General features: G+C 61.0%; 15 protein-coding genes. 6 read left to right on the plus strand and 9 right to left on the minus strand.

Going from position 1 to position 15,929, the window contains the following annotated elements; translation table 11 throughout:
* Position 1: 1 nt before the first annotated feature.
* Positions 2–1,525 (plus strand): apolipoprotein N-acyltransferase, encoded by a 1,524-nt coding sequence (lnt, locus tag BSF40_RS15230; protein WP_095965712.1) that lies wholly within the window; start codon positions 2–4, stop codon positions 1,523–1,525.
* 132 nt (positions 1,526–1,657) lie between these two features.
* Here lnt and BSF40_RS15235 read toward each other — a convergent pair whose 3' ends face one another.
* Positions 1,658–2,437: a YdcF family protein gene (locus tag BSF40_RS15235; RefSeq protein ID WP_095965713.1), complete on the minus strand. Its 780-nt coding sequence runs from the start codon at positions 2,435–2,437 to the stop codon at positions 1,658–1,660.
* Positions 2,438–2,541: 104 nt separating this feature from the next.
* Positions 2,542–2,862, minus strand: a complete 321-nt coding sequence (locus BSF40_RS15240; RefSeq protein WP_015096967.1) for a hypothetical protein — start codon at positions 2,860–2,862, stop codon at positions 2,542–2,544.
* Positions 2,863–3,143: 281 nt separating this feature from the next.
* Here BSF40_RS15240 and leuS point away from each other — a divergent pair, with 281 nt between their 5' ends.
* The 5 genes from leuS to BSF40_RS15265 all read left to right on the plus strand — a co-directional run bounded on the left by leuS (position 3,144) and on the right by BSF40_RS15265 (position 9,279).
* Positions 3,144–5,750: a leucine--tRNA ligase gene (gene leuS / locus BSF40_RS15245; protein WP_095965714.1), complete on the plus strand. Its 2,607-nt coding sequence runs from the start codon at positions 3,144–3,146 to the stop codon at positions 5,748–5,750.
* An 87-nt stretch (positions 5,751–5,837) separates the two neighbouring features.
* Positions 5,838–6,443 (plus strand): LPS assembly lipoprotein LptE, encoded by a 606-nt coding sequence (gene lptE, locus BSF40_RS15250; protein ID WP_095965784.1) that lies wholly within the window; start codon positions 5,838–5,840, stop codon positions 6,441–6,443.
* Positions 6,444–6,482: 39 nt separating this feature from the next.
* Positions 6,483–7,520, plus strand: coding sequence for a DNA polymerase III subunit delta (holA, locus tag BSF40_RS15255; RefSeq protein ID WP_095965715.1), 1,038 nt, complete (start codon positions 6,483–6,485; stop codon positions 7,518–7,520).
* A gap of 210 nt (positions 7,521–7,730) precedes the next feature.
* Positions 7,731–7,895, plus strand: a complete 165-nt coding sequence (gene arfA / locus BSF40_RS15260; RefSeq protein WP_095965785.1) for an alternative ribosome rescue factor ArfA — start codon at positions 7,731–7,733, stop codon at positions 7,893–7,895.
* A gap of 61 nt (positions 7,896–7,956) precedes the next feature.
* Positions 7,957–9,279: a lytic murein transglycosylase gene (locus BSF40_RS15265; protein ID WP_095965716.1), complete on the plus strand. Its 1,323-nt coding sequence runs from the start codon at positions 7,957–7,959 to the stop codon at positions 9,277–9,279.
* 122 nt (positions 9,280–9,401) lie between these two features.
* Here the strand turns inward: BSF40_RS15265 and BSF40_RS15270 are convergent, their stop codons facing one another.
* From BSF40_RS15270 to mltB, 7 genes are all read right to left on the minus strand, one after another.
* Positions 9,402–10,352 (minus strand): LD-carboxypeptidase, encoded by a 951-nt coding sequence (locus tag BSF40_RS15270; RefSeq protein WP_095965717.1) that lies wholly within the window; start codon positions 10,350–10,352, stop codon positions 9,402–9,404.
* Positions 10,353–10,526: 174 nt separating this feature from the next.
* On the minus strand, positions 10,527–11,525 hold the full coding sequence (gene lipA, locus BSF40_RS15275; protein WP_162130289.1) for a lipoyl synthase: 999 nt from the start codon (positions 11,523–11,525) through the stop codon (positions 10,527–10,529).
* 25 nt (positions 11,526–11,550) lie between these two features.
* Positions 11,551–12,198 carry a lipoyl(octanoyl) transferase LipB gene (gene lipB, locus BSF40_RS15280; protein ID WP_007975880.1) on the minus strand — a complete coding sequence of 216 codons (648 nt, stop codon included), beginning with the start codon at positions 12,196–12,198 and terminating at the stop codon, positions 11,551–11,553.
* Positions 12,198–12,473, minus strand: coding sequence for a DUF493 domain-containing protein (locus BSF40_RS15285; RefSeq protein WP_007975882.1), 276 nt, complete (start codon positions 12,471–12,473; stop codon positions 12,198–12,200). Before BSF40_RS15285 ends, lipB begins: the two co-directional genes overlap by 1 nt.
* 83 nt (positions 12,474–12,556) lie before the next feature.
* Positions 12,557–13,714 (minus strand): D-alanyl-D-alanine carboxypeptidase family protein, encoded by a 1,158-nt coding sequence (locus tag BSF40_RS15290; RefSeq protein ID WP_015096974.1) that lies wholly within the window; start codon positions 13,712–13,714, stop codon positions 12,557–12,559.
* A 185-nt stretch (positions 13,715–13,899) separates the two neighbouring features.
* Positions 13,900–14,907, minus strand: a complete 1,008-nt coding sequence (locus tag BSF40_RS15295; protein WP_095965718.1) for a septal ring lytic transglycosylase RlpA family protein — start codon at positions 14,905–14,907, stop codon at positions 13,900–13,902.
* Complete coding sequence (gene mltB / locus BSF40_RS15300; protein ID WP_095965719.1) at positions 14,907–15,917, minus strand: lytic murein transglycosylase B; 1,011 nt, start codon at positions 15,915–15,917, stop codon at positions 14,907–14,909. Before mltB ends, BSF40_RS15295 begins: the two co-directional genes overlap by 1 nt.
* Positions 15,918–15,929: the final 12 nt, after the last annotated feature.

The raw sequence follows: 15,929 nt of genomic DNA on the forward strand, positions 1-15,929 counted from the left end.
AATGCGCTGGACAACCCGCCCCGGCTGGCCCGGTAACCTGCTGGCCGTGGCGGCCGGTGCAATCACCACCCTGGCTCTGGCGCCGTTCGATATCTGGCCACTGGCACTGCTCGCCGTCGGCCTGTTCTATGCCGGCCTGCGCGAACTGAACCCACGTCAAGCCTTGGGTCGCGGCTGGTGTTTCGGTTTCGGCCTGTTCGGTGCCGGCACCAGCTGGATCTACTACAGCATTCACCACTTCGGCGGCGCTTCGGTATTGCTGGCCGGTTTCCTGATGCTGCTTTTCACGGCGGCGATTGCCTGGTTCTTTGCCCTGCCCGCCTGGATTTGGGCGCGCTGGCTGCGCCGCAATGAGGCGCCGCTGGCCGACGCCCTGGCCTTCGCTGCGCTGTGGGTCGCCCAGGAAGCCTTCCGCGGCTGGTTCCTGACCGGTTTCCCGTGGCTGTATTCCGGTTACAGCCAGCTCGATGGCCCGCTGGCCGGGCTCGCGCCCCTCGGTGGGATGTGGCTGATTTCCTTTACCCTGGCCCTGACAGCGGCGTTGATCTACAACGGCTTGCGCCTGGTTCGCACGGGGCGCAAAGGCTTCATTGCTGCCGGTGTATTGCTGCTGGTCGGTCCATGGCTGCTCGGCATGGCGCTCAAACACCACGCCTGGACCAGCCCTTCGGGCCCGCCACTGAGCGTCGCCGCCATTCAGGGCAACATCGAACAAAGCATGAAGTGGGATCCGGCGCAGCTCAACGCGCAGTTGGCGCTGTACCGCGACATGAGCTTCAGCTCCAAACGCGTCGATTTGCTCATCTGGCCGGAAACGGCGATCCCGGTGCTCAAGGAGTCCGCCGAGGGCTACCTGAACATGATGGGCAACTTCGCGGCCGAACGTAAATCGGCGCTGATCACCGGTGTCCCGGTCCGCATGGAAGTACGCCACGAGAAGCGTTTCTTCAATGGCATCACCGTGACCGGTGAAGGCGACGGCACTTACCTCAAGCAAAAACTGGTGCCCTTTGGTGAATATGTTCCCTTGCAGGACATCCTGCGCGGGCTGATCGCCTTCTTCGACCTGCCAATGTCGGACTTCGCTCGCGGCCCGGCTGACCAGCCGTTGCTGCAAGCCAAGGGTTATCAGATCGCGCCGTTCATCTGCTATGAAGTGGTTTATCCGGAGTTCGCCGCCAGCCTTGCCGCCCGCAGCGACCTGTTGCTGACCATCAGCAACGACACCTGGTTCGGCACCTCCATTGGCCCGCTGCAACACCTGCAGATGGCACAGATGCGCGCGCTGGAAGCCGGCCGCTGGATGATCCGCGCCACCAACAATGGTGTGTCCGGCCTGATCAACCCGTTCGGTCAGATTACCGATCAGATCCCGCAGTTCGAACGCGGCATCCTGTATGGCGAAGTGGTGCCGATGCACAACCTGACGCCGTACCTGGAATGGCGTTCATGGCCGCTGATCATTGTCTGTGTGCTGTTATTTGGTTGGGCACTGATTGCCAGCCGGATGGCCAAGACCCTTTAAAAGCTTCGCGAGCAAGCCCGCTCCCACACTGGATCTAAGTCGATCACAGTATTTGTGTACGACGCCGATCAAATGTGGGAGCGGGCTTGCTCCGGGCGGCGATCCGACGAAAGCGGCATCACAGGCACCGCATCAATCAGTGCCGACATCACCTCGATAGAACAGCGAATAACCGACCTGCCCCACCGCCTCGTTCATCAACTGCCCGTTCTGCCAGATCGCCTTGAACTCCGGCATCCAGCCACCCAGCGGCCGCGCGTTATCGCCGCCCAGAAACCCTACCGGCGCCGGCACCACCTCAAAACCGGCCTTGCGAAAACTCCAGGCCGCCCGTGGCATATGCCAGGCCTGAGTCACGAGCACCACACGCTTTATGCCTTGGGGAAGCAACACATCGGCGCTGAACTGCGCATTTTCCCAGGTCGTGCGGCTGCGCCCTTCCTGCCAGCGCACGCTCAAGCCAAAATCGTCACGCAAGGCGTCAGCCATCATCTGCGCCTCGCTGGGCGGCGTGCCGTAATGCAGGCCGCCGCTGGTCAGTACCGGCAATCCGGAAGCCTTGGCCAGCCGCGCGGCAAAGCGCTGGCGCTCCAGACCGACGCCCGTGGGCTGGTCTGCGCCCCAGGCCACGTCACCGCGCTCTCGCCCCGAGCCAAGGACCACGATCGCATCCGCACGCTGCCCCAGGACTGCCCATTCACTGCGGGCAAGCGGCGGCTCCCGCTCGAGCAGGCCGGCACCCCACTGCACAACCACCGGCAGGCTCATCAGCCAGAAACCGCCCAGGCCCAGAGCAAAGCACACACCGGCAAGCCTCGGCCTTGAGCGGCGCAACCACCAGGCAAGCAAAAGCAGCAGCAATAGAATGCCGGGCGGCAATAGAAGTTGTTTCACGAAATAACGGAACGGCATCGAGCATCTCCTGGAGATGCCCGAAGCCTAAGTGGGTTGGCGCAATGCGACAATCAATATGGAAGGACTATGCTTCAAAAATACATGGAGCATGGCACCGTGTCCTATTTGAACTGCAAAGACCGGACCTTTACCGCGTCTCTGCCGGGAACCTTGTCCTTGAGCCAGATGATCTTGGCTGAACGTGGTGCGTCGAGTTGCTTTACCGCTTCTGACAAGCATCCGTGCGTCTCACGTTCACTGCGATCCAGATACGCCTTGACCAGTGCAAACTCTGCGGGGCTCAGGCCTCGCAGTTCCAGCTCCAGAGGGCGTTCGTCGCGCAACCGGCCAGCGGTCCTTGCCGCTTCCAGGGCCAAGGCCAAACGATCGATCAGCCTTTCGTATAGCTCCGGTTTTGTAGCTTTTTGCTGTGACTCAACCATCCCTCACCTCATTGGAAGATATGACCTACTCCCCAGTTAGAGCTTAGCTTCCATGAACAAACCGGCTGAACGCCGCGACCAACGGCCCTCGCAGCGGTTTTCGCAGGACGTGTGGCAGCAATCAGGGTTTCCCTCGGTAGAGCGCGGTCATGTATGCTACGGCGCTTCCTGTAACTCCACTTCCAGCTCGGCTGGCCAGCGAAAACGCCAATGAGGCGGCTTCAACGTCCAGCGTTGCATTGAAGAGGATTAGGCCACCCCTATTCAGTTCAAAAGTAGCCATGCACGAACAATATCAGCCCCGTGAAATCGAAGCCGCCGCCCAGTCGTTCTGGGACGAGCAAAAGTCCTTTGAAGTCAGTGAACAGCCAGGCAAGGAGACCTACTACTGCCTGTCGATGTTCCCTTACCCCAGCGGCAAGCTACACATGGGGCATGTGCGCAACTACACCATCGGCGACGTGATCTCCCGCTACCAGCGCATGCAGGGCAAGAACGTTCTGCAACCGATGGGTTGGGACGCCTTCGGCATGCCGGCGGAAAACGCCGCGATGAAGAACAACGTAGCGCCCGCCAAGTGGACCTACGAAAACATCGCCTACATGAAAAGCCAGCTGCGCAGCCTGGGCCTGGCGGTGGACTGGTCGCGCGAAGTGACCACCTGCAAGCCCGATTACTACCGCTGGGAACAATGGCTGTTCACCCGCCTGTTCGAAAAAGGTGTGATCTACAAGAAAAGCGGCACCGTGAACTGGGACCCGGTCGACCAGACCGTCCTGGCCAACGAACAGGTGATCGACGGTCGCGGCTGGCGTTCCGGTGCGCTGATCGAGAAGCGCGAAATTCCGATGTACTACTTCAAGATCACTGCCTACGCGGATGAACTGCTGGAAAGCCTCGACGAACTGACTGGCTGGCCTGAACAGGTCAAGACCATGCAGCGCAACTGGATCGGCAAATCCCGCGGCATGGAAGTGCAGTTCCCGTACAACGTCGACTCCATCGGCGAAACCGGTGCATTGAAAGTCTTCACCACCCGTCCGGACACCCTGATGGGCGCGACTTACGTCGCCGTGGCCGCCGAACACCACCTGGCCACCCTCGCGGCACAGAACAATCCCGAGCTGCAAGCGTTCATCGCTGAATGCAAGGGCGGAAGCGTGGCTGAAGCCGACGTCGCCACCCAGGAGAAAAAAGGCCTGCCAACCGGCCTGTTCGTCGAGCATCCACTGACCGGCGAAAAGCTGCCGGTATGGGTCGCCAACTATGTGCTGATGCATTACGGTGATGGCGCGGTGATGGCGGTTCCGGCCCACGACGAGCGCGATTTCGAATTCGCCCACAAATACAACCTGCCGGTCAAATCCGTCGTGCGCACCAGCTCCGGTGACACCAACCCCGCGCCATGGCAAGACGCCTATGGCGAGCACGGCACGTTGATCAATTCCGGCGAATTCGATGGCCTCGACTTCGCGGGCGCCTTCGACGCCATCGAAGTCGCGCTGATCAAGAAAGAACTGGGCGCCTCGCGCACCCAGTTCCGCCTGCGCGACTGGGGCATCAGCCGTCAGCGCTACTGGGGCTGCCCGATCCCGATCATCCACTGCTCCACCTGCGGTGACGTGCCGGTACCTGAAGATCAACTGCCGGTCGTGCTGCCGGAAGACGTGGTGCCGGATGGCGCCGGTTCGCCACTGGCGCGCATGCCCGAGTTCTACGAGTGCAGCTGCCCTAAATGCGGCGCGCCTGCCAAGCGTGAAACCGACACCATGGACACCTTCGTCGAGTCCTCGTGGTACTACGCCCGCTACGCCTCGCCACACTTCGAAGGCGGCCTGGTGGAAAAATCGGCGGCCGACCACTGGCTGCCGGTTGACCAGTACATCGGCGGTATCGAACACGCGATTCTTCACCTGCTGTACGCGCGCTTCTTCCACAAGCTGATGCGCGACGAAGGCCTGGTGAGCTCCAACGAGCCGTTCAAGAACCTGCTGACCCAGGGCATGGTGATCGCCGAGACTTACTATCGCCGCGAAGCCAATGGCGCCTACACCTGGTTCAACCCGGCGGATGTCGAGCTCGAGCGTGACAGCAAGGCCAAGGTTATCAGCGCCAAATTGAAAGCTGACGGCCTGCCGGTGGAAATCGGCGGCACCGAGAAGATGGCCAAGTCGAAGAACAACGGCGTCGACCCACAGTCGATGATTGACCAGTTCGGTGCAGACACCTGCCGCCTGTTCATGATGTTCGCCTCGCCACCTGACATGAGCGCGGAATGGTCCGACTCCGGCGTAGAGGGCTCGCACCGATTCCTCAAGCGCGTCTGGCGTCTGGCTCAAGCACACGTCACTCAGGGCCTGCCGGGCAAACTGGACATCGCCAGCCTGAATGACGAGCAGAAAGCCGTTCGTCGCTCGATCCACCTGGCCATCAAGCAGGCCAGCCAGGACGTCGGCCAGAACCACAAATTCAACACCGCCATCGCCCAGGTGATGACGCTGATGAACGTACTGGAGAAAGCCGCACAAGGCACCGAACAGGATCGCGCGCTGGTTCAGGAAGGCCTGGAAACCGTGACCCTGCTGCTCGCCCCGATCACGCCGCACATCAGCCACGAGTTGTGGCATCGACTGGGCCATGCTGATCCTGTGATCGATGCCGGTTGGCCGGTGGTGGATGACAGCGCCTTGGTACAGGACAGTCTGCAACTGGTAATTCAGGTCAACGGCAAGCTGCGTGGTCACATCGAAATGCCGGCCAGCGCCAGCCGTGAAGAAGTCGAAGCCGCCGCCCGTGCCAACGAGAACGTACTGCGTTTCGTCGACGGTCTGACCATTCGTAAAGTGATCGTAGTGCCCGGGAAACTGGTCAATATCGTCGCCAGCTAATTGGATCAGGCGCCAGGTGAGCCTGGCGCCGAGTAAAACCTTTCGGGCCGCTTGATCGGCCCACATGGTTTCAAGGGGAGCAACAAGATGATCAAACGCAATCTGCTGGTGATGGGCCTCGCGGTTCTGCTGAGCGCCTGCGGTTTCCAGCTGCGCGGTACCGGCACCAACGAACTGGCGATCAAGGAACTCGACCTGAGCGCCCGTAACGCTTATGGCGAAACCGTGACCCAGTTGCGTCGAGTACTGGAAGGCAGCGGCGTCAAGGTCTATACCGGCGCACCGTACAAACTGGTGCTGACCAATGAGCAGGAAAGCCAGCGCATCCTCAGCTACGCAGGCGCCAGCAGTACGGGCGAGTACCAGCTCACCACCGTGCTGAACTACGACATCCGTGGTCGCGGTGATCTGCCATTGTTGAGCGACAAGCTTGAAGTGCAGAAAGTCTTTATGCACGACGGCAGCAACCTGGTGGGGTCCGACCAGGAAGCCGCAACAGCCCGTGCAGAAGGCCGCCGGGAGATGGTTCAGCGCATGATGCTGCGTCTGGAACAACTGACCCCGGGCCAACTGGACCAGTTGCAGCAGACTGCCGAAGCCAAGGCCAAGGCTGACGCCGCGGCACTGGAAGCGGCACAAAAGGCTGAAGCGCAAACCCCGCGCCAGTCGCCTGTCGAACTGCCGCAGCAGTAAGACTTACGGGGCGCTCAGGCGCCCCGTTCGCCCTCTCTTATGAAGCTCGCCCCCGCCCAACTCGCCAAACACCTGCAAGGTGCCCTTGCGCCCGTCTACATCATCAGCGGCGATGACCCGCTGCTGTGCCAGGAAGCGGCCGACGCCATCCGCACGGCTGCCCGTCAGCAGGGATTCGATGAACGCCAGGTGTTTGCCGCCGACGCCAATTTCGACTGGGGGACCTTGCTGCAAGCCGGTGCCAGCATGTCGTTGTTCGCCGAAAAGCGCCTGCTGGAGCTGCGCCTGCCTTCCGGCAAGCCTGGCGACAAAGGCGCCGCCGCACTTATCGAGTATTGCTCGCGCCCGGCCGACGACACCGTGCTGCTGATCAGCTTGCCGAAACTCGATGGCAGTGCACAGAAAACCAAGTGGGGCAAAGCGCTGGTCGAAGGACAGCAGACCCAGTTCGTGCAGATCTGGCCAGTCGATGTCGCCCAGTTGCCCAGCTGGATCCGCCAACGCCTGTCCCAGGCCGGGCTGTCCGCCAGCCAGGACGCGGTTGAGCTGATCGCAGCACGGGTCGAGGGCAACCTGCTGGCCGCCGCCCAGGAAATCGAAAAGCTCAAACTGATGGCCGAAGGGGGTCAGATCACCGTTGAAACGGTGCAGGCGGCGGTGGCCGACAGTGCGCGCTTCGACGTCTTTGGCCTGACCGATGCGGTGCTCAATGGTGAAGCGGCCCATGCGTTGCGCATGCTCGAAGGCTTGCGCGGCGAAGGCGTCGAGCCGCCGGTGATTCTCTGGGCCCTGGCCCGGGAGCTGCGACTGCTGGCCAATATTTCCCTGCAATACAGCCAGGGGACGCCGCTGGACAAGGCCTTCAGCCAGGCCAAACCGCCGGTCTGGGACAAACGTAAACCGTTGATGAGCAAAGCCCTGCAACGCTACTCGGCACAACGCTGGGCGCAACTGCTGCTGGAAGCGCAACGCATCGACGCGCAGATCAAGGGCCAGGCGGCGGGTTCGCCGTGGATGAGCTTGAGCCGGTTGACGCTGTTGATGGCCGGGCAGCGCTTAGCCCTACCCGCTGAATAACACCGCCCCCTGTAGGAGCGAGCTTGCTCGCGAAGCACCTGAGGGCAACGCGTTAAATCAGAAACTCTGGTGTTATCGTTAACGACCATCGCGAGCAAGCTCGCTCCTACAGAGAGCGGCGCTTTTTCTGATACTCACCGGGACTGGACATCCCCCCAACTTCGGCCGATGATTTGCCGCGCAAAATCCATTCACTTGCGAGAAATCATCATGAGCAAAAAGCCATCAACGCATGGCCCCAACAAGGCCAAATCCATCATTGCCCAGCCATTGTTCCGCAGCCGCCAGGAACGTCCCGCCAAGGGCAAAGGCAGTTATCGCCGCGAAGCCTTCCAGCCTGACAACTGGGAGGCTTCTTACTTTCTGGCTGCGTAAAGCAGAACCCCCCTTCAACATGTTAAGGTCTGTACCTGATTCGTACTCCCTGGACCCGTGCATGCCCTTTTGTCTTCCCCGTCGTTGGCACCTTCGCCAACTGATCGCTGCCTCCAGCCTTGTTTTGCTTGTCGCCTGCGCGGAAAAACCGACCGCAGCCGACGCTCAGCCGCTTCAGACGCTTCCTGTCGCCACCGCCCCGGCGGTTGTTCCGCCTGTGGTTCCGACGGGTGAGAACCTCGACATCCAGCCAACCCAGACCTTCGCCGAATGGCAGGCGGGTTTTCGCAAGGATGCCCTGGCCGCGGGTATCCGCGCCGATCTGTTTGATCGCGCTTTCGCCGATGTCAGCTTCGACCCCAGTGTAATTCGTGCCGACCGCAGCCAACCGGAATTCGCAAAGCCGGTGTGGGAATACCTGGATGGCGCCCTGTCGCCGCTGCGGGTACGTAAAGGCCAGTCGCTGGTCAACCAGTACGCCGACATCCTGCAAAGCATCGAGCAGCGTTATGGCGTTGATCGTCAGGCGCTGGTGGCTGTGTGGGGCATGGAAAGCAACTTTGGCCAGTTCCAGGGCAGCAAGTCGGTGATCAACTCACTGGCGACCCTGGCCTATGAAGGCCGTCGCCCAGGTTTCGCCCACGCGCAATTGATTGCCGCCCTGCAAATCCTGCAACAAGGCGATATCGAGCCCGAGAAGATGCTGGGATCCTGGGCCGGCGCCATGGGCCAGACCCAGTTCATCCCGACCACCTACAACACCCATGCCGTGGACTTCGATGGTGACGGGCGGCGCGATATCTGGAGCAGTTCGGCCGATGCCCTGGCGTCTACCGCGCACTACCTGCAGAGTTCCGGCTGGCAGAGAGGCCAGCCATGGGGCTTTGAAGTCCAGCTGCCGAGCGGGTTCAACTACCTGCTGGCCGACGGCTCGATTCGCAAGAGCGTCGCCGAATGGCGGCAACTTGGCATTACCCTGCCCAACGGTGGCCAGGTCCCGGCCGGCTCCGAGCAATTGTCCGCAGCACTGCTGCTGCCGGCCGGTTACCGTGGCCCGGCGTTCCTGGTGCTCGATAACTTCCGGGCGATCCTCAAGTACAACAACTCGTCGTCCTACGCCCTGGGCGTGAGCCTGTTGTCCGAACGCTTCAATGGTGCGGGCTTGATCAGTGGCACGTGGCCAAAGGATGACCTGCCACTGAGCCGCACCGAGCGGATCGAGCTGCAAAACCTGCTGAGCGCGCAAAACTACGACGCTGGCACCGCCGACGGGATCATTGGCGCCAACACCCGCAAGGCGATTCGCAGCGCCCAGCAGTCGTTTGGCTGGCCAGCGGATGGCTACCCGACGCACAAGTTGCTGGAAGGGTTGCGCAACCGATAGTTTGTCGTATGGCTGGAACCGCTTTCGCGAGCAAGCCCGCTCCCACATTGATTTTGTGGCGCTCACAGATCAAATGTGGGAGCGGGCTTGCTCGCGAAGACTGAGTACCAGGCAACGAACATCTAACGTTTGGTCACCACATCCTGCTCCAGCATCAACTCCTTGTTCCCGGCATCCAAGCGCACCAACGCCCCCATGGGCAGCGTCAGATTCGGGTCGCAATGCCCGCTTCGCCACCCGGACAACACCGGAATTTTCAATGGCGCGAAGGTCTGCTTGAGCAACCTGTCCAGCGTGGCCACCTCCACTCCCGCCACATCCCCGACCAACACACCGCGCAGCTTGTGCAACGTACCCGCCAGCCGCAGATGGGTCAGCAACCGGTCGATGCGATACAGCGGCTCGTTGATGTCCTCGATCAACAGAATGACGCCCTCGGCATCAATCTCGTAGGGCGTGCCCATGGTCGCGGCGATCATGGCCAGATTGCCTCCGAGCAAGCGCCCATGAGCCACGCCCGGCTCGATCGTGGTCAGCGGGCAGGCCACCGGATGCGCCAGCACCGAGCCCGCCCTCACCTGCCCGCGCAGCATGTTGAAAAAGGAAGACTCCGTTGGTATTTGCTTGCCACCCAGCAGGTCGGCATTGAGCAATGGACCATGAAATGTCACGAAACCGGCATAACGACTGATCGCCAAATGCACGGCTGTGATGTCGCTGTAACCGATGAATGGCTTGGCATTGTCGCGCAGCAATTGGAAATCGATGCGATCAAGCAGCCGGGGCGTGCCGTAACCTCCGCGCAGGCAGATGATGGCATCGACTTCACGATCCGCGAACGCAGCGTGCAGGTCATTGAGCCGCACGTCGTCGCTGCCGGCCAGGTAGCCGTCTTTCTCGTAGACCCCGGGAAACACTTTCAGTGAGTAACCTCGGGCACACATCCATTGCACCGCCTTGTCGGTGTCCAGCGTCGCGGGACCGGCGGGTGCGATAACGCCGATCATGCCTTCCGACGGCAGTGCCGGGACGGGAGCATGGGGGCAAAGGGTGTGGGTCGGTCGAGCGGTCATTCGTGAATCTCCCTGTGTGAACACGTCAGCACACAGTAGTCAGGAACGGGGACAAACTGAAGAGGGCCAATCGCCCCGCAGGTTGCAGGAAAAAGCGGCCAGTGCCGTAGGCCGGGCAAAAAAACGCCCGCAAGGCTGAACACCGTGCGGGCGTTTTTCATTTGCGTGCGCAGATCAGGACGACATCAGCTCGGCCTTGACCAGCTTGGCCTGCTCGTCGGCGTGATACGAGGAGCGCACCAACGGACCCGAGGCAACGTTCTTGAAGCCCATCTTGTAGCCTTCCTCGGCGAACCAGGCGAAGGTGTCCGGGTGCACGAAGCGTTGCACCGGCAAGTGGCTGCGGGACGGTTGCAGGTACTGGCCCAGGGTCAGCATGTCGATGTCGTGCTCGCGCATGCGCTTCATGACTTCGATGACTTCTTCGTCGGTCTCGCCCAGGCCCAGCATCAGCCCGGACTTGGTCGGAATGTGCGGCATCATCTGCTTGAAGCGTTGCAGCAGGGTCAGCGACCACTGGTAGTCCGAACCCGGGCGCGCAGCCTTGTACAGGCGCGGCACGGTTTCCAGGTTGTGGTTGAACACATCCGGCGGCTCGGCGGCAGTGATTTCCAGGGCGATGTCCATGCGGCCACGGTAGTCCGGAACCAGGGTTTCGAGCTGCACGTTCGGCGACAGCTTGCGGATTTCGCGGATGCAGTCGGCAAAATGCTGGGCACCACCGTCGCGCAGGTCGTCGCGGTCCACCGAGGTGATCACCACGTACTTCAGGCGCAGGTCGGCAATGGCGATGGCCAGGCTTTCCGGTTCGTTGACGTCCAGTGGCTTCGGACGGCCGTGGCCGACGTCGCAGAACGGGCAACGACGGGTGCAGATGTCACCCATGATCATGAAGGTCGCGGTGCCGCCCGAGAAGCACTCACCCAGGTTCGGGCAGGAAGCCTCTTCGCACACGCTGTGCAGCTTGTGCTTGCGCAGCAGGGCCTTGATGCGGTCGACTTCCGGCGAAACCGGGATGCGCACACGAATCCAGTCCGGCTTCTTCGGCAGTTCGGTGGTCGGAATGATCTTCACCGGGATGCGTGCAACCTTTTCGGCGCCGCGCAGCTTGACGCCGGCTTCAACCTTGGGACGCGGGGCCGGGCGCTCGGTGACATCGAGCGTCGGGATCATGGTTTGCACTGCATCAGTAGTCATATCAGTCGATTCCGCCCGTGAGGGTCGTCTGCTCAGCATAGTCGAGGTGTTTGACGAGCTGCGCGCGCAGCCGGGCACTTACCTCGGCAAATTCAATCGATCCTGCGTGATCGCTCAGCTGGGTCATCGCCAGCCCGGCGTAGCCGCAGGGATTAATCCGTCGAAACGGTTCCAGGTTCATGTCCACGTTCAAGGCCAGGCCATGAAAGGAACAGCCGTGGCGGATCCGCAGACCCAGGGAGGCGATTTTCGCCCCGTCGACGTAGACACCCGGTGCATCGGGCTTGGCCGCGGCGGTGACACCGTAACTGGCCAGCAGCTCGATCAGGCATTGCTCCATCCGGCTGACCAGATCGCGCACGCCAAACCCGAGCCTGCGTACGTCCAGCAGCAGATAAGCCACCAACTGGCCGGGGCCGTGGTAGGTCACCTGCCCCCCACGGTCGACCTGCACCACCGGAATGTCACCGGGAAGCAGCAGGTGTTCGGCCTTGCCGGCCTGGCCCTGGGTGAACACCGCCGGGTGCTCCACCAGCCAGACCTCGTCGGCAACATCGGTGCCGCGTTCGTTGGTAAAGCGTTGCATGGCATGCCAGACCGGCTCGTAAGCCATCTGGCCGAGCTCGCGAAAGCCCAGCGTGCCGGACATCACAACACCATGTGCACGAAACCGGTAGCCCGCAGTTCGCTGTTGATGTTGTACAGCTGGTCCTGGTCGGTCGCGACGATGTGCAACTGAATGGTGGTGTATTTGCCGTTGCTACTCTGGCGCTCGTCAATACGCTCGTCGTTGATCTTGGCGTGCTTGCTGACGATGTCGATGATTCTGTCCTTGTTGCCCACGCCGGTGTCGCTGATCACCTTGACTGGATAATCAGTGGCAGGGAATTCGATCTTTGGCGCCTTTACTTCGGTATCGGTCATGGCGTAACGGCCTCGTAAGCGTAAGCCGTGGCGACGGCAAAGCCCCGCGCCGGATCAGCACGGGGTTTTGCAGGAGCACACTATCAGTTGAACAAGCCGTAGAAGAATAGACGGATGCTATCCCACATGCGACGGAAGATACCACCCTCTTCGACGCCATCCAGAGCGATCAGGTCGGCGCTGTGCACCACCTTGTCTTCCAGTTTGACTTCGACTTTACCGATCACGTCGCCCTTGGCGATTGGCGCAATCAGTTGCGGGTTCATGGTCATGCTGGCGGCGAGCTTTTTCAGCTGGCCTTTTGGCAGGGTCATGGTCAGGTCTTCAGCCAGACCGGCCTTGACCTGGTTGGTGGCGCCTTTCCAGACCGGAGCCTGGGCCAGTTCGGTGCCCTTCTGATAGAAGGTCTGGGTTTCGAAGAAACGGAAACCGTAGGTCAGCAGCTTCTGGGTTTCGGCGGCACGGGCCACTTCGCTGTTGGTGCCGAACACCACGGCGATCAGACGCATGCCGTCACGTACGGCCGAAGACACCATGCAGTAGCCGGCTTCATCGGTGTGACCGGTCTTCAGGCCGTCGACAGTCTTGTCGCGCCACAGCAGCAGGTTACGGTTGGGTTGCTTGATGCCGTTCCAGAAGAACTCTTTCTGCGAGTAGATCGCGTAGTGAGCCGGGTCTTCGTGAATGATCGCGCGGGCCAGAACAGCCATGTCGTGAGCCGACGAATAGTGCTCAGGATTCGGCAGACCGGTCGGGTTCATGAAGTGGCTGTTGGTCATGCCCAGGTCAGCCACGGTCTTGTTCATCATGTCGGCGAAGGCGTCTTCGCTGCCGGCGATGTGCTCGGAGAGCGCGACGCTGGCGTCGTTGCCCGACTGGATGATGATGCCGTGCAGCAGGTCGCTGACAGTGACTTGCGAACCCACCTTGATGAACATCCGCGAACCACCGGTGCGCCAGGCGTTTTCGCTGACGGTCACCGGGTCGTTTTCACCGATCTGGCCACGACGGATTTCCAGGGTCGCAATGTACGCGGTCATCAGCTTGGTCAAGCTGGCCGGTGGCAGACGCTGGTCACCATTGTTTTCGACCAGCACGTTGCCGCTGCTGGCATCCATGAGCACGTAGGCCTTGGCAGCCAATTGTGGTGGCGAAGGCATCATCTCGGCCGCAAAAGCGGCGGGTGAGAGAAGCAGCGGGACTAACAGGAACAGGCGTTTGGCAAAGGTGGTGATGTTCATCCGTCTCTCGAAATCGCTAATGGAAACTGCCCGAGGGCAAAACTAATCAGATGACTTTCTAACGAGTCATCGCGTGTTCAGTTGCTCACTCTGTAACCCTTGCCGGGCTTTTGTTCTTCAACGAGCCAACAACCTGATTCACCCCCCAATCGCTGGTGAATCGTCAATCAAGTTCTACGTGTTGCTTACTCCGTGACCACACTTGGCGAACCAAGGTTGGCCAGGCGCACGCTGTTCTGTACCTGGGCAATTTCACCCGGCGAACCGATCGGTCCCATGCGCACCCGATGCAGGGTCTGCTGATTGCGCACGATCGAGCTGATGAACACCGGAGCGCTCACCATCCCGCTGAGCTTCGACCTCAGCAGTTCTGCAGCGTCCGGGTTGGCGAACGCGCCCACCTGCAGATACTGGCCAGAGGCTGGTGCAGAAGCGTTTTTTTTTGCATCGAGCTGAACCGGCACTACCGCAGCGGCGTGTTGCTGCGGCGGAGGAGTCCATTGCTCGACGGTGCCGGCCGAAGCCGTGATCACCGGGGCACTATTCTGCGCGACTTTCGGTTCGTTGAGCATTAATGGTGCCGGACGGCCCTTGGCAGCCCACCATTGCTGTGGATCGATGCCCTCGACCTTGACCCGTGCGGTGCCGGTTTCAGCGTAGCCGAGCTTCTTGGCGGCCGCGTACGACAAGTCGATGATCCGGTCGGAGTAGAACGGCCCACGGTCGTTGACCCGCAGGATCACGGTCTTGTTGTTGTCCAGGTTGGTCACCCGAACGTAACTTGGCAGCGGCAAAGTCTTGTGAGCGGCACTCATGCCGTACAGGTCATAGACTTCGCCATTGGCGGTGTTCTGGCCATGGAATTTGGTGCCGTACCAGGACGCCGTACCCGACTGCACGTAGGTCCTGGACTCTTGCAGCGGAAAGTAGGTTTTGCCCAGTACCGAGTACGGGGCGGCCTTGTACGGACCGGTGTGCAGGGTCGGCGTGGCGTCCGGGATACGCGACACATCGACGTCCCACCATGGCGCGCCATCCTTGTGGGCACGGTTGATGTCCAGCCCCGGCGTCGCGCGTACGGCGGTGGTGGACTTCGGGGCCGGCGCGCGGCTGGTCGAACAACTGGCGACCAGCACTGCCAGCGCGGCGCATGCCATCAGCTTCAGGGGTTTATTGATAGGCAATGCCCGCATTACTTGACGCCCCGTGCTTGGACCAGCTGTTCAGACAGTTGATGTACGGCCATGGCGTACATCACGCTGCGGTTATAACGCGTGATCGCGTAAAAATTCTTCAGGCCCATCCAGTACTCGGGGCCATTGTCGCCTTCCAGGCGGAAAGCAGTAACCGGCATATCATCGCGCAGCGCATCATGACTTGACCACCCCAGGGCTCGCAACTCCCCGACGGTTTTCGTCGGTTCGATGCCTGCGGTCAAACCTTCGTCAACCTGATCGCCACGGACATCGGCGCGGCTGACCACCGGTTCGCCAGCGACCCAGCCATGACGCTTGAAGTAACTGGCGACACTGCCAATGGCATCGTCCGGGTTGGTCCAGATATTGATATGGCCATCACCGTCGAAATCCACCGCATACGCGCGAAAACTACTCGGCATGAATTGCGGCAACCCCATTGCGCCAGCGTATGAGCCTTTGAGCGTCAACGGATCGACCTGCTCTTCGCGGGCCAGCAGCAGGAACTCACGCAATTCCTTGCGGAAAAACTCGGCACGGGGAGGATAGTCGAAACCCAGTGTCGACAAGGCATCGATCACCCGGAAATTTCCGGTATTACGGCCGAAAAAGGTTTCAACGCCGATGATCGAGACAATCACCTGGGCCGGCACGCCGTACTCCTGCTCGGCACGCGCCAGCACCGCTTCGTGCTGACGCCAGAAGTCCACCCCGCGGGCTATGCGCGCATCAGTGATGAACATCGGGCGATACTCGCTCCACTGCTTGACCCGTTCGGCAGGTTTCGAGATGGCGTCCAGAATCGACTGCTTGCGCTCGGCTTCGCGGAACACGCCCATCAATTGTTCACCGGCGAAACCGTAGTCGCGGGTCATTTCACCGACGAACTCGGCCACCTGGGGTGAGCCTTCGTAGTCGCCGGCCAACGCTTCCTGCCCGCTGCCAAGGATGCTTACCAGGCTGACCCATGGCGCATATCGAGTCGCCCAGCCACGCATTACTTGCATTGAAAATTTCAC

Origin of the sequence: Pseudomonas sp. ACN5, from assembly GCF_002303975.1 — a bacterium.
GTDB classification, from domain to species: Bacteria; Pseudomonadota; Gammaproteobacteria; order Pseudomonadales; family Pseudomonadaceae; genus Aquipseudomonas; species Aquipseudomonas laurylsulfatiphila.